The organism is Micrococcus sp. Mcc28, assembly GCF_024519775.1.
GTDB classification, from domain to species: Bacteria; Actinomycetota; Actinomycetes; order Actinomycetales; family Micrococcaceae; genus Micrococcus; species Micrococcus luteus.
Window position 1 is genome coordinate 108970 of sequence record NZ_JALJRH010000002.1, and the last position, 20834, is coordinate 129803.

The 20834-nt window shown below is 75.0% G+C and carries 19 protein-coding genes, 1 tRNA gene and 1 pseudogene; 9 read left to right on the forward strand and 12 right to left on the reverse strand.

Translation table 11 applies throughout. The features are described from left to right. Positions 1-40: 40 nt before the first annotated feature. Positions 41-2335 (reverse strand): MMPL family transporter, encoded by a 2295-nt coding sequence (locus NR073_RS01475; RefSeq protein ID WP_256748551.1) that lies wholly within the window; start codon positions 2333-2335, stop codon positions 41-43. A gap of 64 nt (positions 2336-2399) precedes the next feature. Here NR073_RS01475 and NR073_RS01480 point away from each other — a divergent pair, with 64 nt between their 5' ends. The 6 genes from NR073_RS01480 to NR073_RS01505 all read left to right on the forward strand — a co-directional run bounded on the left by NR073_RS01480 (position 2400) and on the right by NR073_RS01505 (position 8246). Next, complete coding sequence (locus tag NR073_RS01480) at positions 2400-2876, forward strand: MarR family winged helix-turn-helix transcriptional regulator (protein ID WP_123244407.1); 477 nt, start codon at positions 2400-2402, stop codon at positions 2874-2876. After that, positions 2873-3385, forward strand: coding sequence for a para-aminobenzoate synthase component I (locus tag NR073_RS01485; RefSeq protein ID WP_036340014.1), 513 nt, complete (start codon positions 2873-2875; stop codon positions 3383-3385). The genes NR073_RS01480 and NR073_RS01485 overlap by 4 nt, the downstream gene beginning before the upstream one ends. 161 nt (positions 3386-3546) lie before the next feature. Then, positions 3547-5859 (forward strand): MMPL family transporter, encoded by a 2313-nt coding sequence (locus NR073_RS01490; RefSeq protein WP_256748552.1) that lies wholly within the window; start codon positions 3547-3549, stop codon positions 5857-5859. Between the two features lie 21 nt (positions 5860-5880). Next, entirely contained in the window at positions 5881-6825 is a 945-nt protein-coding gene (locus NR073_RS01495) for an MMPL family transporter (RefSeq protein WP_256748553.1), read from the forward strand. A 63-nt stretch (positions 6826-6888) separates the two neighbouring features. Further along, a complete protein-coding gene (locus NR073_RS01500; protein WP_101967513.1) occupies positions 6889-7890 on the forward strand; it encodes an aminotransferase class IV in 1002 nt (333 codons plus the stop codon). 77 nt (positions 7891-7967) lie between these two features. Beyond that, complete coding sequence (locus NR073_RS01505) at positions 7968-8246, forward strand: DUF4235 domain-containing protein (protein WP_036317169.1); 279 nt, start codon at positions 7968-7970, stop codon at positions 8244-8246. A gap of 75 nt (positions 8247-8321) precedes the next feature. On the opposite strand, the gene mnhG is transcribed toward NR073_RS01505, so the two are convergent. From mnhG to NR073_RS01555, 10 genes and pseudogenes are all read right to left on the reverse strand, one after another. Further along, positions 8322-8729 (reverse strand): monovalent cation/H(+) antiporter subunit G, encoded by a 408-nt coding sequence (gene mnhG / locus NR073_RS01510; protein ID WP_041104525.1) that lies wholly within the window; start codon positions 8727-8729, stop codon positions 8322-8324. Then, positions 8726-9064 (reverse strand): monovalent cation/H+ antiporter complex subunit F, encoded by a 339-nt coding sequence (locus NR073_RS01515; protein WP_127435190.1) that lies wholly within the window; start codon positions 9062-9064, stop codon positions 8726-8728. Before NR073_RS01515 ends, mnhG begins: the two co-directional genes overlap by 4 nt. Further along, positions 9064-9681 (reverse strand): Na+/H+ antiporter subunit E, encoded by a 618-nt coding sequence (locus tag NR073_RS01520; protein ID WP_070708908.1) that lies wholly within the window; start codon positions 9679-9681, stop codon positions 9064-9066. Before NR073_RS01520 ends, NR073_RS01515 begins: the two co-directional genes overlap by 1 nt. Beyond that, positions 9668-11299 (reverse strand): Na+/H+ antiporter subunit D, encoded by a 1632-nt coding sequence (locus tag NR073_RS01525; protein ID WP_101967511.1) that lies wholly within the window; start codon positions 11297-11299, stop codon positions 9668-9670. Before NR073_RS01525 ends, NR073_RS01520 begins: the two co-directional genes overlap by 14 nt. Continuing rightward, on the reverse strand, positions 11296-11856 hold the full coding sequence (locus tag NR073_RS01530; RefSeq protein WP_010080214.1) for an NADH-quinone oxidoreductase subunit K: 561 nt from the start codon (positions 11854-11856) through the stop codon (positions 11296-11298). The genes NR073_RS01525 and NR073_RS01530 overlap by 4 nt, the downstream gene beginning before the upstream one ends. Further along, positions 11853-14951 (reverse strand): Na+/H+ antiporter subunit A, encoded by a 3099-nt coding sequence (locus tag NR073_RS01535; protein ID WP_256748554.1) that lies wholly within the window; start codon positions 14949-14951, stop codon positions 11853-11855. Before NR073_RS01535 ends, NR073_RS01530 begins: the two co-directional genes overlap by 4 nt. 68 nt (positions 14952-15019) lie before the next feature. Continuing rightward, on the reverse strand, positions 15020-15922 hold the full coding sequence (locus NR073_RS01540; RefSeq protein WP_256748561.1) for an MFS transporter: 903 nt from the start codon (positions 15920-15922) through the stop codon (positions 15020-15022). Next, positions 15905-16420: pseudogene (locus tag NR073_RS11305) on the reverse strand (MFS transporter); the annotation flags it as partial. The gene NR073_RS01540 and the pseudogene NR073_RS11305, both read right to left, overlap by 18 nt. Further along, complete coding sequence (dcd, locus tag NR073_RS01550; RefSeq protein WP_036341271.1) at positions 16339-16920, reverse strand: dCTP deaminase; 582 nt, start codon at positions 16918-16920, stop codon at positions 16339-16341. The gene dcd and the pseudogene NR073_RS11305, both read right to left, overlap by 82 nt. A gap of 3 nt (positions 16921-16923) precedes the next feature. Beyond that, positions 16924-18453 carry a hypothetical protein gene (locus NR073_RS01555; protein WP_256748555.1) on the reverse strand — a complete coding sequence of 510 codons (1530 nt, stop codon included), beginning with the start codon at positions 18451-18453 and terminating at the stop codon, positions 16924-16926. Between the two features lie 136 nt (positions 18454-18589). Between NR073_RS01555 and NR073_RS01560 the strand changes: the two genes are divergently transcribed. Then, positions 18590-18763 carry a hypothetical protein gene (locus NR073_RS01560; protein WP_228070739.1) on the forward strand — a complete coding sequence of 58 codons (174 nt, stop codon included), beginning with the start codon at positions 18590-18592 and terminating at the stop codon, positions 18761-18763. A gap of 99 nt (positions 18764-18862) precedes the next feature. Beyond that, positions 18863-18936: transfer RNA gene (locus NR073_RS01565), tRNA-Gly, on the forward strand. A 167-nt stretch (positions 18937-19103) separates the two neighbouring features. Here NR073_RS01565 and NR073_RS01570 read toward each other — a convergent pair. Then, positions 19104-19550: a DUF2087 domain-containing protein gene (locus NR073_RS01570; protein WP_036385001.1), complete on the reverse strand. Its 447-nt coding sequence runs from the start codon at positions 19548-19550 to the stop codon at positions 19104-19106. Between the two features lie 260 nt (positions 19551-19810). On the opposite strand from NR073_RS01570, the gene NR073_RS01575 reads away from it, so the two are divergent. Continuing rightward, positions 19811-20791, forward strand: a complete 981-nt coding sequence (locus tag NR073_RS01575; RefSeq protein ID WP_060973616.1) for an AEC family transporter — start codon at positions 19811-19813, stop codon at positions 20789-20791. Positions 20792-20834 lie beyond the last annotated feature (43 nt).

Sequence of the window (20834 nt, forward strand, 5' to 3'; positions counted from 1 at the left end):
CCGACCGCACTGACGGTCGGGCCCCTCCCTCCTGCGCGGTTCAGTCGACCTTCGCCGGCCACCACACCTTCGGGCCGATGTCCCGCACGAGCGCCGGGATCAGCAGGGAGCGCACGATCAGCGTATCGAGCAGCACGCCGAACGCGACGATGAACGCCAACTGCACCATGAACATCAGCGGGATCACCGCGAGCGCGGCGAAGGTGGCCGCCAGCACGACGCCGGCCGAGGTGATGACCCCGCCCGTGACGGTGAGGGCGCGCAGCACGCCCGCCCGCGTGCCGTGCCGCGGCGTCTCCTCCCGCGCCCGGGTCATCAGGAAGATCGTGTAGTCGATCCCGAGCGCCACGAGGAAGACGAAGCCGTACAGCGGCACGGTGGGGTCGGCGTCCTCGAAGCCGAACACGTGCCGGAACACGAGGGCCGAGACGCCCAGGGCCGCGCCGAAGCTGACCACGGTGGCCGCCACGAGCAGCACGGGTGCCAGGAGCGAGCGCAGCAGCACCGCGAGGATGACCAGCAGCATCGCGAGGATCAGCGGGATGACGACCCGCAGGTCGCGCTGCGTGGTGACGTTCGTGTCCAGCGCCTGGGCCGCCGGGCCGCCCACGAGGATCTCGCCCGTGGCCGGGAGGTCCGCGAGCCGGTCGCGCAGGCGGGCCACGGTCTGCTGCGCGGCAAGGGACTCGCCCGGGTCCGCCAGGGTGGCCGAGACCAGCACGCGGCCGTCCACCACGCGGGGCTGCGGCTCCGGCGCGGACGCGGCGCCCGCCCCGCCCTCCGCGTCGGTCACGCCCGGGGGTGGGCCCGCGGCGGCCTCGGGGGCGTCCGTGGTGACCTCGGCCTCGGCCACGCCGGGGTCCTCCGCGACGGCGGCGAGCACCGCCTCCGCGTCCCCGGCCGGGGCGAGGATCTGGGCGGGGGCGCCCGCGCCGGCGTCGAAGTGCTCGCTCAGCAGGGCCTGGGCCTGCCGGGCGTCGGAGTCGCCGAGCAGCACGTCCTCCTGGGCGACGCCGTCCGCGCGCAGCTGCAGCAGACCGCCGCAGAGGGCGAGGAGCACGACCGTCGTGGCGACCCAGACGAGACGGGGCCGGCGCGCGACGACGGCGCCCACCCGCGTCCACACCCCGTGGTCCTCCTCGAGGCCGGCGACGGGCCGGCCCGCCCCGTCGCGCGGCGGGGTGAAGGCCCGGCCCCGGGCGGCGCGGCGCTCCGCGCGACGGCGCGCGCGCTCGGGGGACGGGATCGTGGGCCAGAAGGCGGCACGCCCGGTCAGCCGCAGCAGCGCCGGCAGCAGGGTCAGGGCGGCGAGCCACGCGAACGCCACACCCGTGGCGGCCACGGGGCCGAGGGAGCGCGTCGAGTTGAGGTCCGAGGCCATCAGGATCAGCAGGGCGAGGGCCACGGTCGAGGCGGACGCGGTGATCGCGCCGAAGGACCCGCGCACGGCGGCCCGCAGCGCCTCCCCGACGTCCGCCCGGACCAGCAGCTCCTCGCGGTGCCGGGCCACGAGCAGGAGGCAGTAGTCGGTGGCCGCGCCGATCACGAGGATCGAGAGGATGCCCTGGGCCTGGCCGTTGAGCTGGATCCAGCCCGCCAGGGCCATCCCGTAGACGGCCACGATCGCGCCGCAGAGCGCGGCCACGGCCGTCAGGAGCACGAGGACCGGCAGCAGGACGGAGCGGTAGACCGCCACGAGGATCACGAACACCACCGCGAGCGCCACGAGCAGCAGCAGCCCGTCGATCCCCGCGAACGCGCCGCCCAGCTCGGCGACCAGGCCCGCCGGGCCGCCCACGTGCCACTCGGTGTCCGCGGCCACGGTCCCGGCGAGGGCGGGGTCGGCGGCCGCGGGGTCCGCCACGACCTCCCGCAGGTCGGCCACCACGTCGGCCACGGGCCGCTCGGCCCCGACCGAGGAGTCGACGAAGGCCAGGAACTGCACCGCCGCGCCGTCGTCGGAGGGGATCGGGCCGGCGACGTCGGTCACGCCCGGCACCTCGCCCAGCCGGCCCGCGAGGTCCGCGAGCGCGGGGAAGGCGGCCGCGGGGTCCGCTGTGCTCGCCGGGCCCACGACGACGGCGGGCACGGCCTCGCCGTCCTGGAACGCCGCCGCCTCCGCCCCCGCGCGGGTGGACTCGGCCGACGCCGGCAGGAAGGTGGCCTGGTCATTCGAGGAGACGTCGCCGATCTTGCCGAACACGGGGCCGCCCAGGCCGAGCACGGCGAGCCAGACCACGGTGAGCGCCGCGGCCAGGCCCAGCCGCAGCCCCCGGGAGGGACGCCCCGGCGCGGCGGGGGTGCGGAAGCCGGAGAGGTCAGGCGGGGTGGGCATGCCTCCGAGCGTAGGGGGTGGTTCGATGATCAAACAACCATGGGGGCTGGCTAGACTCCCGGCCATGACCACGCAGCCCCCCTCCGCCCCCGCGGAGCACCTCGCCGTGGTCCACGCGCTGCGCGTCTTCAGCGAGAGCGCGGAGCACGCCGTGGACGAGGCCGGCCGCGGCGTCGGCCTGCACCGCACGGACCTCAGAGCCCTCGCGTACCTGATGGCCCGCGCGGCGGCCGGTGAGCCCGTCACGGCCTCGGACCTCGGCGCCCACCTGCACCTCACCCGGGCCTCGGCCACCGCCCTCGTGGACCGCCTGGCCGCCGCGGGCCACGTCCGCCGCCGCCGGGACGAGGGCGACCGGCGGCGCGTGCTGGTGGAGCACACGGACACGGCCCGCCGCGACGGACAGCGCGCGTTCGAACCGATGTCCCAGCGGCTGAGCGCCGCCCTCGAGGGATTCTCCGCCGCGGAGCTGCGGGCTGCGGTGCGGGTGCTCGAGGCGGCCACCGCCGCACTGACGGACCCCGCCCCGGAGGACCCGTGACTCGACCGGCGCTCATCGGCCTCGACGGCCGCTCGGGGTCGGGCAAGACCGTCCTCGCCGCCGCGCTCGCGGCCCGGATCGCACCGTTCGCGCGCGTCGAGGTGATCGAGATCGAGTCCATGTACCGGGGCTGGGACGGGCTGGCCGCGGCGGTGGGCGACGACGGCCCCTACCCGGCCGTCGTGCGCGCGCTGCGGGAGGGCGGCACGGCGACCTGGACCACATGGGACTGGCACCGTGCCGCCCCCGGTCCGCCGCGGGGGACCGCGCCGGCCGACGTCGTGGTGTGCGAGGGCGTGGGCGCGCTCAGCACCGCCGCCCGGCCGCTGCTCGACCTGGCGGTGTGGCTCGAGCTCGAGACCCCCGCGCGGCGCACGCGGGCGCTGGCCCGGGACGGTGAGACCTTCGCCCCGCACTGGGACCGCTGGGCCGCACAGGAGGAGGACTACCTGGCCCGGCACGCCCCGCGCGCCGCGGCGGACCTGATCCTGCGTCTGCCCTCCGCCTGACGGCGGCGGTGCCCGGGGCCGGGGGCGTCGGGGTCTGCGTGCGGGCCAGCCGGGCGCCCGCGCCGGGACCGGAGCGGTTCGCTCCGCTTAGGTGTAGCATCGGAGGCGGCGCGCCGCGTCCGGCCGCGTCCCACCCCAGCGCACGGAGACCTCCCCTTCCCATGGCAACACTGCTCTACCGTCTCGGCCTCGGCGCCGCCCGCCGCCCCCTCCTCGTGATCCTCGCCTGGGTGCTCGCCCTGGCCCTCGCCGTCGGCGGGTTCCTCGCCTTCGGCGGCACGCTCTCCTCCACCGTCACCATCCCCGGCACCCCCACCGCCCAGGTCACGGACCGTCTCAAGGAGGAGTTCCCCGAAGCCTCCCGCGGCAGGGGCCAGGTCGTGTTCACCACCGAGGACGGCTCCCCCCTGACCGACGCCCAGCGCGAGCAGATCACCGCCCTGCTGGACGACGTCGCCGAGCAGCCGGCCGTGGAGGGCGTCGTGGACCCGTTCGAGGCCCAGGCCCAGCAGGACGACGCCCGCACCCGGCTGGACGAGGGCCGCACCGAGCTGGCCGACGGCGAGCAGCGCCTCGCGGACGGACGCCAGGAGATCGAGGACGGCCGGGCCGAGCTCGAGCGTCGCACGGCCGAGGCCGACGCGGGCGAGCAGCGCCTGGCCGAGGCCGCCGCCCAGCTGGAGGAGGGGCAGGCGAAGCTCGACGCCGCGCGCGCCGACCTCGAGGAGCGTGGCCTGGACGCCCTGCCGGCCGAGGCCCTGGCCCCGCTCCGGGAGGCCGAGCAGCAGGTGGCCGAAGGCCAGGAGCAGCTCGACGCCGGCCGCGCCGAGCTCGAGGAGCAGGCGGAGCGCCTCGAGGCCGGGCAGGCCGAGATCGACGCGCGGCGTCAGGAGCTCGAGGCCGCGCAGGCCGAGCTCGACGCCCGGTGGGCCGAGCTCGAGGCCGGGCAGGCCGAGCTCGACGCCCAGGCCGAGCAGCTGGCCGCGGGCCGCGCCGAGCTCGAGCAGGCCCGGGACGCCGCACTGGCCGAGGCCGAGGCCGCCGGCATCCCGGCGGAGCAGGTCGCCGCGCAGTTCGCCGACCAGGAGGCGCAGCTCGCCGCCGGCGAGGCGCAGCTGGCGGCCGGTCAGGACCAGGCCGACGCCGCCCGCGCCCAGCTGGAGGCCGCCCAGGCCGAGGCCGACGCGGGCGCCGAACAGCTCGCGGCCGCCCAGGCCGAGGCCGACGACGGCGCCGCCCGACTCGCCGCCGGCCGGCAGCAGCTGCAGGAGTCCGAGGCCGAGCTCGAGGCCGGCCGCGAGCAGGTGGCCGCGGGACGGCAGCAGGCCCTGGACGCGGCCGAGGCTGAGCTGGACGCGCAGCAGCAGAAGATCGACGAGGGCCGGGCCGAGTACGAGCGTGGCGTCGCCGAGCTCGAGGACGGCCGGGCCCAGCTGGCCGCCGGCGCGGAGCGCCTGGACCAGGCCGAGGCCGACCTCGCCGACGGCCGCGCCGAGCTGGACGAGGGCCGCGTCGAGGCCGAGCGCGGCGAGCGCACCCTGGCCCTCGCGGAGGACTTCCGCACCGTGTCCGAGGACGGCAGCACCGCCGTCGGGATCGTCACCTTCACGACGCCGACCCTGGACGTGACCGCCGAGGACAAGGAGGCGGTCACCGGCGCCCTCACCGGCGCGGACATCGACGGCGTCGCGGTGCATCCGTCCCAGGAGCTCAACGCCACCGTGCTCTCCCTGCTCGGCCCGGGCGAGGTCGTGGGCCTCGTGGTCGCCGCGATCGTGCTGATGGTCATGCTCGGCACCCTCGTGGGCGCGGGCCTGCCTCTGATCAACGCGCTGGTGGGCGTGGGCGTGGGCGCCGCCGGGGCGCTCGCGTTCTCCTCCGCCGTGGAGATGATGTCCGTGACCCCGGTGCTCGGGGTGATGCTGGGCCTGGCCGTGGGCATCGACTACGCGCTGTTCATCGTCAACCGGCACCGCCATGAGCTGCGTCGCGGCACGGGCCTGCACGAGTCGATCGCGCTGGCCACCGGCACCTCCGGCAACGCCGTGGTGTTCGCCGGCGTGACCGTGGTGATCGCCCTCGCGGCCCTGAACGTCACCGGCATCGGCTTCCTGGGCCTGATGGGCACGGTGGGCGCGGCCTGCGTGGCCGTCGCCGTGCTCGTGGCGGTGACCCTGACCCCGGCCCTGCTGGCCCTGGCCGGCCCGCGCGTGCTCTCCCGCCGGGAGCGCGCACGGCTCACCGACACCTCCCCGGCCGTCGGCGAGGGCGCCCACGCCGTGCGCCGCGCCCACCGCCGCGCCACGCTGTCCACGCCGACCGCCCTCGCCACGGCACTCGCCTCCGTGGCCCTGCTCGTCCTCGTGGCCCTGCCGGTCGGCTCGATGCGCCTGGGCCTGCCGGACGGCGGGTCCGAGCCGGAGGGCTCCGACTCGCAGGTTGCGTACGAGCTCACCGCCGAGAAGTTCGGCTAGGGCTACAACGGCCCGCTCGTGGTGACCGTGGACCTGCCCGCCGGCCTGGACGAGGACGCGGCCGAGGACGCCCGCCTGGCGGTGGGCGAGCAGCTCGCCGGCCTCGAGCACGCGCACGCCGTGGTGCCCGCGGGCTTCAACGAGGACCGCACCGTCACCATGTTCCAGGTGCTGCCCGAGGAGGGCCCGAACGCCGTCTCCACCGAGGAGCTGGTGCGCGAGCTGCGCGCCACCGAGCCGGCCGGCGAGGCCTCCAACCTCGGCGTGGCCGGCATGACCAGCGGGTTCATCGACGTCTCGGAGAAGCTCTCCGACGCCCTGCCCCTCTACCTGGGCGTGGTGGTGGGCCTGTCCCTGCTGATCATGGTGCTGGTGTTCCGCTCGATCCTGGTGCCGCTGATCGCCACCGGCGGGTTCGTGCTCTCCATGTTCGCCGCCATGGGCGGCGTGGTGGCCATCTACCAGTGGGGCTGGCTCGGCTCGGTGTTCGGGGTCCACAACCCCGGCCCCGTGCTCAGCTTCCTGCCGACCATCATGATCGGCGTGCTGTTCGGCCTGGCCATGGACTACCAGCTGTTCATCGCCTCCGGCATGCGCGAGGCCTACGCCCACGGCCTGCCCGCCCGCCAGGCCGTGCTGACCGGCCTGCGCTCGGGCCGGGCCGTCGTGATCGCCGCGGCGATCATCATGATCTCCGTGTTCGGCGGGTTCATCTTCGCCCACGACGCGATGATCCGCCCGATGGGCTTCGGCCTGGCCTTCGGCGTGCTGCTGGACGCGTTCGTCGTCCGGCTGCTGCTGATGCCGGCCCTGATGCACCTGCTCGGGGACGCGGCGTGGTGGCTGCCCCGGTGGCTGGACCGCATCATGCCGGACGTGGACGTGGAGGGCGCCCAGCTCGAGCGCGCCCACGCCCCGGCGCACCCCTCCGGCCCCGCCCCGGACGGCGGCGCCCACCGGGCCTGACCGCCCCCGCCTGACGCCCGCCCCCGGCCCCGATCGGCCGGGGGCGGCGTCTATCCTGGGCGGATGCGTCCCACCTCCTTCTCCCCCGCCGCCGGCTCGCCCGTCCTCGTCCTGCTCGGGACGGACGCGGACGGTGCCCCCGCCCCGCGGCTCGCGGACCCGGCCGTCCCGCACCTGAGCGTCACGGACCAGGGGGTCACGCGCGGCGACGGCATCTTCGAGACCGCGCTCGCGGTCGCCGACGGCCTCGGGACCCTGCGCATGCGCAAGCTCGGAGCCCACCTCGGCCGGCTGGCCGCGTCTGCCTCCGCCCTGCAGCTGGCCGCTCCCGAGGCGGCGGCGTGGGAGGCCGCCGTCGCGCTCGGCCTGCGGGCGTTCACCGAGGCCAACGACGTCGCGCCCGGGGACCGTCTCGCCGTGCGCCTGACCGTCACGCGCGGCCCGGACGCGGCTCCCGGCGCGGTGCCCACGCCCACCGCGTGGGCGCTGCTGAGCCCGGCCCCAGTGGTCGAGGACGAGGAGCGGCGGCGGGGGCTGCGGGTGCTGCTGCTGGACCGCGGCATCGACTCGCAGGCCCCCGAGCGCTCCCCGTGGCTGCTCACCGGCGCGAAGACCCTCTCCTACGCCGTGAACATGGCCGCCCTGCGCTACGCCCGCGACCACGGCGCCGACGACGTCGTCTTCACCAGCGCGGACGGCTACCTGCTCGAGGGCCCCACCTCCACGGTGCTGATCGTGCGCACCGGGGAGGACGGCGTCCGCCGCCTCCTCACCCCACTGCGCCAGAAGGGCATCCTCGCCGGCACGTCCCAGGCCGTGATCTTCGCGGCCGCCCACGCGGACGGCTGGGAGCTCGGCTACGGCCCGCTCGTCCCGGCGGACCTCCAGGGCGCCGAGGGCGTCTGGCTCGTCTCCTCGGTGCGCGGCGTCCTGCCGGTGCGCGCCGTCGACGGCGTCGAGATCCCCGTGGACCACGAGCTCACCGGCATGCTGCAGGCCCATCTGGACGCCGACGGCGACCCCGGCCGGCACGTCAGCGGCGACCCGGTGCCCACCGCGGGCTAGGCTGGAGACCGGCCCGTCCGACGTCGTCGGCCGCGACCGCAACCGCACGTGATATCCCCGACCACGGAAGGCGCACCATGAACACGCTCGTCCAGAAAGCCCTGTCCGCCGGCATCACGCTGGTCGGCGGCATCGTCGGCTCCCGCGTGGTCGCGGGCGGCTGGCGGCTCGTCACCGGCCACAGCGCCCCGGACGACGCGGCCGACGAGACGCTGCCCCTCGTCGAGGCCCTGTCCTTCGCGTTCATCTCCGCGGGCGTCGCGGCGCTGCTGAAGGTCGCCGGCCAGCGCGGCGCCGGCGCCGCGATCCGCAAGGTGTCCGAGTCCACCGCGCACCGCGTGGACCACGAGGTCTGAGCCGCCCCGCCACCACGACGACGGCCGCCGTCCGGAGGGATCCGGACGGCGGCCGTCGTGCTGTGCGCGGTGGCGTCAGCGGCGCCCACGCGGCCGGGCGCCGGCGCGGCGGGGCCCGGGGTCCGCCGGGGGCTCGGCCCGACGGCCGACGGCGGCCAGCTCGTCCCGGTGCAGCAGCTCACGGCGGGCGTGCTTGGTGCGGTAGCCCGTGCGGCCCACCAGGTGGGAGGCCACCGGGGCCGTGACCATCTGGGTGATCCACGCCAGGAACAGCACGGGCAGCCACACCCACGACCGCCACACGATCCCCAGCCCGGCGAGCATGAGCAGCAGGCCGAGGACCTGCGGCTTGGCGGCGGCGTGCATGCGGGCCAGCAGGTCCGGCAGCACGAACAGGCCCACGCCGGCCACCAGGGAGAAGAAGGCGCCGCTGACGAGCAGGAACGCGGCCAGCCAGTCCAGGAGCGTGGCGGTGTCGGTCATCGGCCCTCCTCCCCGCCCGGCACGTCCGTGGTGCCGGGCACGCGCGCCTGGTCCTCGAGCGAGTGGTCCGGGCGCCGGTCCTCCGCGAAGCGCGCCACCGTCACCGAGCCGACGAAGCCGACGGTGGCGGCCAGCACCACGAGGACCACGTGGTGGGTGTGGCGGTGCGCGGCCATCTCCAGGACGAGCATCCCGGAGAACACCACGAGCAGCACGTCCGTGGCGACCGCCCGGTCCAGCAGCGAGGGGCCGCGCACGATCCGGTAGAGCGCACCGACGGCGCCGACCACGAGCAGCGCCCCGCCGGCCCACGTGGCCAGGTCCATGGGGTCCATCAGGCCTCCTCCTTCGGGGGGCGGGCGGCGGGGGGCGCCGAACTCGGGAAGCGGCGGACCAGCTCGAGGTCCTCACGCGTGCCGACGGCGCGGATGATGCCCGCCTCCACGTCGAGGGCCTTGGCGCGGAAGCCCTCCACGTCCTCGTCCGTGGTCGCGTCGAGCACGTGCAGGTACAGGACGGAGCGGACCCGGTCCACGTCCAGCACGATCGAGCCCGGCACCAGGACCAGGGCGTGGCTGACGAGCGTGATGATGAGGTCGTCGTGGCTGCGCAGCGGGACGCCCACGATCGAGCCGCGGGCGCGGCGGCCACGCAGCAGCACCACCCCGGTCACGTTGACCGAGGCGCGCACGACGTCGACGAGGAACCGCACCGTGAACACGAGGGACCACCAGGGGTTCAGACGGCCGCTGAACGGGATGCTCGGCATCGGGAAGAGCCCGAGGATCAGCAGCGCGAAGGCGAGGCCGGCCAGGGCCACGTGCGGGGCGAAGTCCTGCCACAGGGCGCACCACACGGCCACCATCACGAGGATCAGCGGCCACTGGGCCACGATGCCCCGGACCCGGTCGGGGCGCACCACGTCGCGGCGGGCGGAGTCACTTCCGGGCATCGTGCACCTCCGTCGGGTCGACGCTGAGGGTGGCCGCGGCCCGCTCCGCCGCGGCGTCGTCGAGCACCGCCGCGATGTAGGGCGAGCGGTCGAGCATGTCCGTGGCGGCCTCGTCGGCCAGGGCGAACAGCGGACCGGCGGCCACCGTGAACACCAGCGTCAGGCCCACGAGCGCCGTGGTGGGCAGCACGAGGCCCGGCTCGAGCGGGCGGGGGCGCTCGCCACGGGCGACGGCCCGCTCGTAGGCGGCCACGAGCTGGGCGGGCGGGTGCTCCACGTCCTCGACGCGGCGCCAGAACGCGCGGGTCCACACGCGCACCACCACGAGCAGGGTCAGCAGGGACACGAGCAGGGACACGCCCACCAGCGTGTAGGCCAGGGGCGTGGCCTGCTCGACGCCGCCGCGCAGCAGGCCGACCTTGCCGAGGAAGCCGGAGAACGGCGGGATGCCGCCGAGGTTGAGCGCGGGCACGAGGAACAGGACGCTCACGAACGGGGAGACCTTCGCCAGGGACCCGAGGCGGTCGATGTTCGCGGTGCCGGCGCGGTTCTCGATCAGACCCGTGACGAGGAAGAGCGTGGTCTGCACGGTGATGTGATGGGCCACGTAGTACACGGTGGCCGCCAGCCCCGCCTCCGTGGCCAGGCCCAGGCCGAAGATCATGTAGCCGATGTGGGAGACGAGGATGAAGGACAGGATGCGCTTGATGTCCGTCTGGGCCAGCGCGCCGAGGATGCCCACCACCATGGTCAGCGCGGCCACCACGAGCAGGAGCGCGTTGACGTGCTCCCCCGGGAAGAGCAGCGTCTCGGTGCGGATCATCGCGTACACGCCCACCTTGGTGAGCAGGCCCGCGAACACCGCGGTCACCGGGGCGGGCGCGGTGGGGTACGAGTCCGGCAGCCAGAAGGACAGCGGGAACACGGCCGCCTTGATGCCGAAGCCCACCAGGAGCAGCACGTGCAGGACCATCTGCACGTCGGTGGGCAGCTCGCCCAGCTTCACGGCCAGGTCCGCCATGTTCACGGTGCCGGTGGCCGCGTAGATCATCGCGATCGCGATCAGGAACACCACCGAGGAGAGCACGGAGACCACCACGTAGGTGATGCCCGCGCGGATGCGCTGGGCGGTGCCCCCCATGGTCAGCAGCACGTAGGAGGACGTCAGGAGGATCTCGAAGCCCACGTAGAGGTTGAACAGGTCGCCGGCGAGGAACGCGTTGGACACGCCCGCCACGAGGATCAGGAACGTGGGGTGGAAGATCGAGACCGGCCCACCCTCGTCCCGGTTGATCAGCCCCTGCGCCGAGGCGTACAGCAGCACCGCCAGGGTGATCAGCGCCGACACCACGAGCATGAGGGCCGAGAGCCGATCCACCACGAGGCTGATGCCCAGCGGGGCCGGCCAGCCGCCGAGGTGGACGGCCGCGACCCCGGTGTCCCAGACCGCGGCCAGCAGCAGCGCGTCCAGCACGAGGGTGAGCACGAGCGCGGAGACCGTGACGGTGATCTGCGCGCGGGGGCGGCGCACGAGCATGAAGGTCACGGCCGCGCCCAGCACGGGCAGCATGACGGCCAACGGGGCCAGGTCGGTCAGGGGGAGGGTGCCGATGCTCACGGGCGCGGCCCCCCGTCGGCGCGGTGGGCACGGACGGCGGACGCCGGGCCGGGACGGGCGGGCGGCGTAGGCGAGGCGTGGCGCACGTGGGGTCGGGACTCCGTGGCGTGCTCGTAGTGGGCGTTGGGGTCCGCGGCGTCGTCCAGGAACTCGGAGGACTCCTCCACGAGCTCCGCGTCGTCCTCCGCGTCCCAGGCGGGCATCCGGGCGATCTTGACGTCCTCCGCGTCCACCTCGACCTCGTCCTCGCGGATGAGCAGCCACGAGCGGTAGATCATGGCGGTCAGGAAAGCGACCACGGCGAAGCCGATCACGATCGCGGTGAGGATCAGCGCCTGCGGCAGGGTGTCCGCGTACTCGTGCGGGTCCCGGCCGCGCACAAACAGCGGGGCCAGGCCGACGCCGCCGGAGGCGAGGAACAGCAGCATGATGGCGCCGTTGTTGATCAGCATGATCCCCAGCAGGATGCGGGTCAGGCTGCGCTCGAGCACCAGGTAGATCCCCCCGGCGAACATCACGCCCATCGCCAGGAGCAGGGCCAGGTCGACGGTCATCATCGGGCGGCCTCCGGGGCGTCGGGGGTGGACGGGGTGGGCATGCGCGGATGACGACGGCGGGCCGCGGCGCGCAGGCGGGCGCGGCGGGCCTCCTCGCCCCGGCGGTCCACCTCACCGCCGAGCGAGCGCAGCACGTCGATCACGAGCCCGACCACCACGAGGTACACGCCGATGTCGAACGCCGTGGCCGAGACCAGCTTGAGGGCGTCGCCGAACAGCGGCAGGTCGGTGAACTCCACCACATAGGACTGCAGGATCTGCCCGCCGAAGAAGAGCGGGGCGATCCCGGTGAGCGTGGCGATCGCCAGGCCCAGGCCGATCATGGGCCCGGCCGGGATCACGGAGGCCTCCTGCAGCTCGTACCGGCCGCCGGCGAGGAAGCGCAGCGTGAGGGCCAGGCCTGCGAGCAGGCCGCCGGCGAAGCCGCCGCCGGGGGTGTTGTGCCCGGCCAGCAGCAGGTAGACGGAGAGCAGCATCATGATCGGGAACATGAAGCGGGTGACGACCTCGAGGATGATCGAGCGCCGCTCGGGGGCCATCGTGTGGCCGGCCACGAGCCACTGGCCCTTGCGATCGTCCACAGCGAAGCTGCGCACGACGGACAGCTCGCGGGCCCCGAGCGAGGAGTCGGCGCCGAAGTCGCCGACGGAGCCGGGGGCGACGTCGTCGATGCTGCGGGTGCGCCCGTCGCGGTGCTGCAGGAAGATCAGGGAGGCCACGCCGGTGGCGGCGGCGGCCAGCACGGTGATCTCGCCCCACGTGTCCCACGCGCGGATGTCCACGAGGGTGACGTTCACGGCGTTGGCGCCGTAGCCGTCCGTGTAGGCGAGCTCCGGCATGGGCAGCGAGATGCGCTCGGCGGTGCGGGCGGCCAGCGCGGTGGCGGCGATCCACATCATGGTCAGCGCGAACCCGACGGCCACGGCCAGGCGGCCCAGCCGCCGTGAGCCGGTGCGGCGGTCGTACCAGTCCGGCGGCAGCACGCGCAGGCCCAGGATGAGGGTGACCAGGATGATGGTCTCCACGAGCACCTGGGTGATGGCGAGGTCCGGGGCGCCGCGCAGGGCGAACAGGGCGGCGGCGCCGTAGCCGGTCACGGACACCAGCATGATCGCCTTGAAGCGGCGGCGGGCGCGGACGGCGAACACGGTGGCGACGGCGATCATGAGGACGATGACCAGCTGCGCCGGGCTCTCTGCCCAGATGATGTCCCCGTCGAGGAACGCGGTGGCCAGGAGGCGGTCCTCCCGCCCGGCGGGGAACAGGAGGAAGGCGACGGGCAGGCCGGCCGCCGTCGTGAGGATGATCGCCAGGTAGCGGCGCAGGGAGCCGGTCTGGGTGCGGCCCGTGACCCAGACGGCGACCTCGTCGAGGGCGCCGGTGATCTTCCGGTACGTGCGCAGGGCGTCGACCGGGAACTCGACGCGGCGCTGGAACGCCTCGACTCCCGGCCGGCCGAGGGCGAGCAGGGCACCGAGCAGCCACACCGCGGCGGAGACGGCGAGGGCGGGCGTCCAGCCGTGCCAGAGGGCCAGGTGGGCCGGAGAGGCGGCCGGGTCCAGGGCCGGGATCGTGGCCGTGTGGGCGGCCAGCAGGTGCTCGAGGGGCCCGGGCAGGACCGCGAGCACCAGACCGGTGAGCGCCAGCAGCCCGGCGGGGGCGAGCTCGAGGAAGGTCACGCGCGTGTGGAATCGGGTGGCGGGCACGGGGGCGCCCTCGGGGGTGCGCTTGGTGGCGAAGGCGCCCCAGAGGAAGCGCCACGTGTAGGCCACGGTGAGCACGGACCCCGCGGCCATCAGCACGAGGGGCGCCCACGCGAGCGGGCCGCCGTGGGCCGCGCCGTGGTCCGTCAGGCTCTGCAGGACCGCCTCCTTGGCCACGAACCCGAAGAACGGGGGCAGGCCGGCCATGGAGGCGGCGGCCAGGACGGCGACGGCGGCGAGGACGGGGTGGCGGCGGCCGATGCCGGAGAGCTCGCGCAGGTCGCGGGTGCCGGCCTCGTGGTCGATGATGCCGACCACCATGAACAGCGGGGCCTTGAACAGGGCGTGCGCCAGGAGCATCGCGAGGCCGGCCAGCGCTGCGTCGCGGACGCCCAGCCCGTTGGCCACCATGAGGAAGCCGAGCTGGGAGACCGTGCCGTAGGCGAGCACGAGCTTGACGTCGGTCTGCCGCAGGGCCCGCCAGCCGCCCAGCATGAGGGTCCACAGGCCCAGGCCGAGCACGAGCACCTGCCACGTGGCCAGCTCGTGGAAGGCGGGGGCCAGGCGGGCCACGAGGAACACGCCGGCCTTCACCATCGCGGCCGCGTGCAGGTAGGCCGAGACCGGGGTCGGGGCGGCCATCGCGCCCGGCAGCCAGAAGTGGAACGGCGCCTGGGCGGACTTGGTCAGCGCACCGATCAGCACGAGCCCGACGGCGACCTCGAGCAGGACGCGCCCGCCGTCGTCCGCGAGGAGGCGGGGGGCCGCGGCCAGCACGCCGGAGATCCGCCAGGAGCCGGCCGCGTGGGCCAGCATGATCAGGCCCGCCAGCATGGCCAGGCCGCCGAACGTGGTGACGATCAGGGCGGTGATGGCGGAGCGGCGGGCGAAGATGCGGTGGCCCGAGTAGCCGATCAGCAGGAAGGACAGGACCGAGGTGATCTCCCAGAAGGTGTAGAGCACCATGAGGTCGTCCGTGGTCACCAGGCCGAACATCGCGCCGGCGAAGGCCAGCAGCTGGCCGCCGAACACCGCGTTGCGCGGCTCGTGCTCGCGGAAGTAGCGGGCGCAGTACGCCAGCACCAGCGCGCCGACGCCCAGCACGATCAGGGACATGAACGCGGCCAGCACGTCCATGCGGAAGGCGAGCTCGATGTCCAGGTACGGCACCCACGGCACGCTGCGGTCCAGGTGGGCCGCGGAGGCCGGGATCGGCCGGCCCGCGTCGAGCGCCTCCTGCAGGGCGAACACGTGCGGCAGCTGGGTCAGGAGCCACACGAAGCCGGCGGCGGGGACCGCGGCGAGGAGGTAGAAGCCCTGACGTCCCGTCCACCGGAAGAGCACCGGGGCGGCGAGCGCGACGACGAAGAGCGCGGTCAGGGTGACGAGCATGCGGTCCCTTCGTCAGGCACGGGCGAGGGTCCTGTCCAGACTAGCGGAGGGATGCGCCCCGCCCGGGGTCAGCGAATCGATTCCGCGCTCCGCGTGATCGGCTCCGTGACCCGGGCGAACAGCAGCCCACCGGCCACGAGCACGACGGCGATCACGGGGATGACCACCCGGTTGTCCGGGTGCAGGGCGAGCGCGAGCGTCACGAGCGCGGGCGTGATGAACCCGACCGCGCGGCCCGTGGTGGCATACAGCCCGAACACCTCGCCCGCCGTCCGCGGCGTGGTGAGCCGGCCCAGGAACGCGCGCGAGGCCGACTGCACCGGGCCCACGAACAGGCACAGCGCCAGCCCGCCGACCCAGAACGCGAGGGTGCCCGAGGCGAAGAACAGCGCCCCGGCCACGAGGACCATGGCGGCCAGCGAACCGAGGATCACCCGGCGCGGGCCGACTGCGTCGTCGAGCCGCCCGCCCACGAAGGCGCCCAGGGCGGCCACCACGTTGGCCGCGATCGCGAACAGGACCACGTCCGAGGCCGCCAGCCCGTAGACCGTGGTGCCCAGGATGGCGCCGTAGACGAACACCGCGCCCACGCCGTCGCGGAACACCGCCGAGGCCACGAGGAACCACAGCGTGTTCCGGTCCTCGCGCCACATCCGGGCCAGCGTGGCCCCGAGCTCGCGGTAGGAGCCCAGCACCGACTCACGGCGCGGCCCGCCGTCCGCCGCCGGGGCGGGGGCCGGGTCCGGCACGGCCACCAGCACGGGGATCGCGAACACGAGGAACCACGCCGCGGCCACCAGCGCGACCACCCGGATGTTCAGCCCCTCGTCCTCCGTGATCCCGAACCAGTGCGCGTCCCCCGAGACGAAGCCCACGAACACGATCAGCAGCAGCAGGATCCCGCCGAGGTAGCCCGCTCCCCAGCCGATCCCCGAGATCCGGCCGATCGTGGCCGGCGTCGAGATCTGCACGAGGATCGCGTTGACCTGCACCTCCGCGAACTCGAAGAACACGGTGCCCAGGGCGATCAGGGTGACGCCCAGCAGCAGGGAGGACTCCCGGGGCGTGACGAAGAAGCACGCCGCGGTGCACGCGATCACCGCCGCCGTCATCACCCCCAGCCAGAGGCGGCGCCGGCCCGCGCCGTCCGCCCGCCGCCCCAGCACGGGCGCGGTGACCGCGATGACGACGCCGGCCACCGCCATCGCCGTCGAGAGCCACGCCGTGCCCCGCTCGTCCGGCCCGAACGCGTCCGAGGCCAGGTAGGTGCCGAACACGAAGGTGACCATGACCGCGTTGAACGCGGCCGAGCCCCAGTCCCACAGCGCCCACGCGGCCACCTGGCGACGCGGGGCGGCGGAGGCGACCGGCGGGAGCGCGACGTCGGTCATCGCTCGATGCGGGTGAGGTGGAAGTCGCGGTGCGCCCGCGAGGCCGTGGGCCCGCGCTGACCCTGGTACCGGTTCTGGTTGGCCCCGGTGCCGTACGGCGACTGGGCCGCCGAGGAGAGCCGGAAGAAGCACAGCTGACCGATCTTCATCCCCGGCCACAGCGTGATGGGCAGCGTGGCCACGTTGGACAGCTCGAGCGTGACGTGCCCGGAGAACCCGGGGTCGATGAACCCGGCGGTCGAGTGCGTCAGCAGGCCCAGCCGCCCCAGCGAGGACTTGCCCTCGAGGCGGGCGGCGAGGTCGTCCGGCAGCGTGACCTGCTCATAGGTGGAGCCGAGCACGAACTCCCCCGGGTGCAGGATGAACGCCTCGTCCGGGTCCACCTCCACCAGCCGGGTCAGCTCGTCCTGCTCCTGACGCGGGTCGATGTGCGCGTACCGGTGGTTGTCGAAGAGCCGGAAGAACCGGTCCAGGCGCACGTCCACGGACGCGGGCTGGACCATCGCCGGGTCGAGGGGGTCCAGGCCCACGCGGCCGGAGGCGAGCTCGGCGCGGATGTCGCGGTCGGAGAGCAGCACGGCTCAGTCCATCCGCACGACGACGGCCAGCGGGGTGCGCTCACGGCCCTGGCCCAGCGGGTTGTCCGCGAAGGCGGCCTCGAGGACGGCGGCCGACGCGGCGGTGTCCTTGCCGAGGGCGTTGCGGCCGATGTCGTTGGCGTCCATCACGACGGTGCCGGCGAAGGAGGCCTTCGCCCAGGCCGGGATGTCCGCCGCCCGGATCATCGCCGAGACCTCGGCGGCCACCCGGTCCGGCTCGGCCGGGGGCAGCTTGGCCGAGACGTTGGCCGGGAACGTGGAGTAGGTGGTGGGCCCGTCGATCGCGCGGACGTTGCCGCCCACCACGTTGTAGAACACACCGCGCTTGCCGGCGACCTTGCCGGCGGCGCCGGCGGCCGCGGAGAGCACGATGCGCGGCAGGCCGGCCTCCTGGATGGCCAGCTGCATGGTGGTGGGATCGCCCAGGCCGATGCCCGCGGGCGTGCGGGTGACCAGGCGGGAGAGGACGCGGGCGGCCACGGAGGGACGGACCTCCCACGTGTAGTAGGAGCGACCCTGGGTGATGGCCACGATCTTCTCGGACACGGAGAAGTGCCACGGGGCGTCCTGCGGCATCGCCTCCGCGGGCAGGTCGCGGAAGAAGTCCTCAATCTCGCCGCGCAGGTAGGCCTGCAGGTCCGTGTCCCGGTCCACCAGGCCGGTCTGCACAGGGAAGCGGCGGTAGCGGCGGCCGTCCTCGGCGGAGACCAGGTCGAGCTCCTTGCCCGGGTTCGGCTCGTGGTCCGGCTTGGCCGGCGCCGGGGCGCCCGCGGCCTCGTCGACCGCGGCGGCGGGGCTGGCCGGGGCGGCGTCGGGGTCCACGGCGTCGCGCAGCCACAGCTCGAGGTTCAGCAGACGCCAGAAGCGCTCGGGGTCGTGCCGGCGCGGGTGGGCGAGGAAGTCCTCGAACAGCGCGCGGACGGTGGGCGCATCGGCGTACGGGCGGGCGGCGAACGAGTCGGAGGCGAACACCTCGCGGACCGGCTCGCGCAGGGCGAGCAGCAGGCCGGCCGCGGCGTCGTCGTCCGCGGGACGGGCCGGCGGGAGGACGGCGTCCACGAGACCGGCGAGCCGCCCGCGCGGCACGCCGCGATCGGCGGGGCGCTCGTCCGCGTGGGCGTCGACGAAGGCCGAGTTCAGCAGCGCCTCGACGGGCACGTCGGCGCGCTCGCGGGAGTCGGCCAGGCGGGCGGCGACGTCGCGGCGGGTCGCGGTCAGGGTGCGCGCGGCACCGCGCAGGCCACGGGACGCGCCGGCGGCCGAAGGCGTCGGGGCGGGGCGGCCGCACACGTGCGCGGTCGAGGCCAGGGGGCCGCCGTGGGCGCGGATCGCGGCGCGGACCGGCTCGAGGTCGGCGACCGGGGACGGCGTCGCGGCGGGGGCGGGCGGTGCGGGCCGGGGACCGCCGACGAGGAAGGGGCGGTCCGCCTCCCCGAACGCGAGGTAGCGGTACACCGCCGCGTCGTCGGGGCGGGCGGGGACCTGGGCCGCGTCGGCCGTGGTGTCGCGCATGGGACGTCCTTCCGGGACAGGGGCTGCCGGACGCGTCCGGCCGCGGCCGGGCGCGGTTCGGACTCTACCAGCGGCCCCCGGCGCGCTTTCGTTCGGGAAACGGCGGCCCCTGGTGCGCTTTCGTTCGGGAAACGGCGTGGCCGGCCGCTGGCGCGCGGGTGCGGCCCTGACCATCCGCGGGAAGTTCTCCATCGTGATCGCCGGGCCGGTGCTCACGCGGTACGCGGACGCGTTCGGTCGTTCGCGCGCCCGGGCGGCGACGCGGCGGGTGCAGGCGCGCGAGGTCGCCGTGGCGGACCCGGTGCACTGACGTACGGGGCCGTGGGGCGCGAGGACGACGCGGGGCCGGTGCACCGGCCGGGCTGGTGTATGGTGGTGCCCGCGCCGCAGGCGGAAGCAGAGCGGTTGCGCGGGCGTAGCTCAATGGTAGAGCGCTTGCTTCCCAAGCAAGATACGCGGGTTCGATTCCCGTCGCCCGCTCCACACCACGACGACGGCCCCGGGCCCCTCACGCGAGGGACCCGGGGCCGTGTCGGTCCACGTCGCCCCGCCACGGCCGCACCGGGAACGCAAGACGTCGGAATGCGGCCACATTCCGGCGTCATGGCGACCGCTGGCGTTCCAGGTCGCCGCGTGGGGTCCCGCTCCCCTCAACGGCCCGCGCGGATCTCGCGCAGCCGGCGTTCCAGGTCGACCGGCAGGTCCGCGGCGAAGCGCGGGTCGAGGTCGGGCCCGGCGTCCGCCAGTCGGTAGACGCCGTCGGCGCGGGCGAGGAACCCGTAGTCCACGAGTTCGCGACGCAGCGTGGCCACGTCCTCGTGGGCGGGGCGCAGCAGGTCGTTGACCTCGGCCTCCGCGTAGGCGCGGCCCGCTCTGAAGCGACGCAGCAGCTCGAGAAGGACGGCCACCCGCGGCTTGCGACGCGCAGGGATGGAGCGCAGCCGGTCCCCGTCGAAGAAGCGGGTGAGCACGGTCGCGTGGTAGCGCTCGGCGGACTGCCACTCGTCGGCGAGGGCCGCCGCCGCGGCGGTGTACCGCTCACCGGTGACGGCCATGCGGGCGCGGATCAGGGTCTTGAGGTCGGACTGACGGGTCATGGTGCATCCTCGCCGGCGCGCTCCCGGCCATGCCGCGCCGCGGGTCGGGGACGACGTCCGTCGCGTGCGGGTGGGCCCGAGGATCCGCTCCCCTTCGCGCCGGGCCGCCGGGCCCTGCCGCGCGGGGCCGGGCCGCGTGGCGCGCTCGGCGGTGGGCGCCGCCGTCGTGATCCAGGCTAGCCGACGCCCGCGACGTAGGATCGCGCCATGCCCCTGACCCCGCCGCGGACCGCCCCACCCCGACCTGTGGAGGCCCGTCCGTGACCCAGGTGCTCTCCGGCTTCGCGGTCGTGTGGGTGATCATCCTCGTGGGCGTCCTGGTGGGGCGCACGGGGGTGCTCGGTGAGCACGGCCGCACCGTGCTCTCCCGCGCGGCGTTCTTCATCGGCAACCCGGCGCTGCTGTTCGTCACGCTCTCCCGCGCGGACGTGGGCGCCGTGCTGGGCCCCCAGCTGTGGGTGGCCACGCTGTCCGCGTTCACCGCGGCCGCACTGTACCTCGCGGTGACGGTCCCGCTGCTGAAGGGCAGGTCGGCCTCGGAGCGGATCATGTCCGCGCTCAGCGCCTCGCTCGTGAACTCGGCGAACCTCGGCATCCCCATCGCGGCCTACGTCCTCGGCGACGCCGCCCTGGCCGCCCCGGCGCTCATCTTCCAGCTGGCGATCTACACGCCGCTCTACGTGGCCGCGATGGACGCCGCCACCGCGCGCGAGGCCCGGCGACGCACGACGGCGGGCCGGCGCCGGGCGGTGCGCCGCTCCCCCGGGCGCGCCGTGGCCGACCAGGTCCGCCACACGGTCACCAACCCCCTGATCCTGGGCTCGGTGGCCGGCCTGGTCTTCTCCCTCACCGGCTGGTCGTTGCCGGGCCCCCTCATGGAGTCCGTGGAGCTCATCGGCGGGCTGTCCATCCCGGCGATGCTCCTGGCGTTCGGCATGTCGCTGGTCGGCTCGCGGCCGCTCGAGCGGGCCGGCGGGCGACGCGCGGACGTGCTGCTCGCCTCGGCGGTGAAGCTGGTGGTGCATCCGCTGCTGGCCTGGCTGCTCGCGCAGTTCGTGTTCGGCCTGGATGCGCGGCACGTGTTCGTCGCCGTCGTCCTGGCCTCCCTGCCGACCGCACAGAACGTGTTCGTCACCGCCGTGCGCTACGACGCGGGGCTGCGCGTCTCGAAGGACACGATCCTGGTCACCACGATCGTCGCGATCCCGGCGATGATCGCCGTCGCCCTGCTGCTGGCCTGAGGCCGACGACGGCGGCGCCCGGCCCGGTGTCACGCGCCGGACG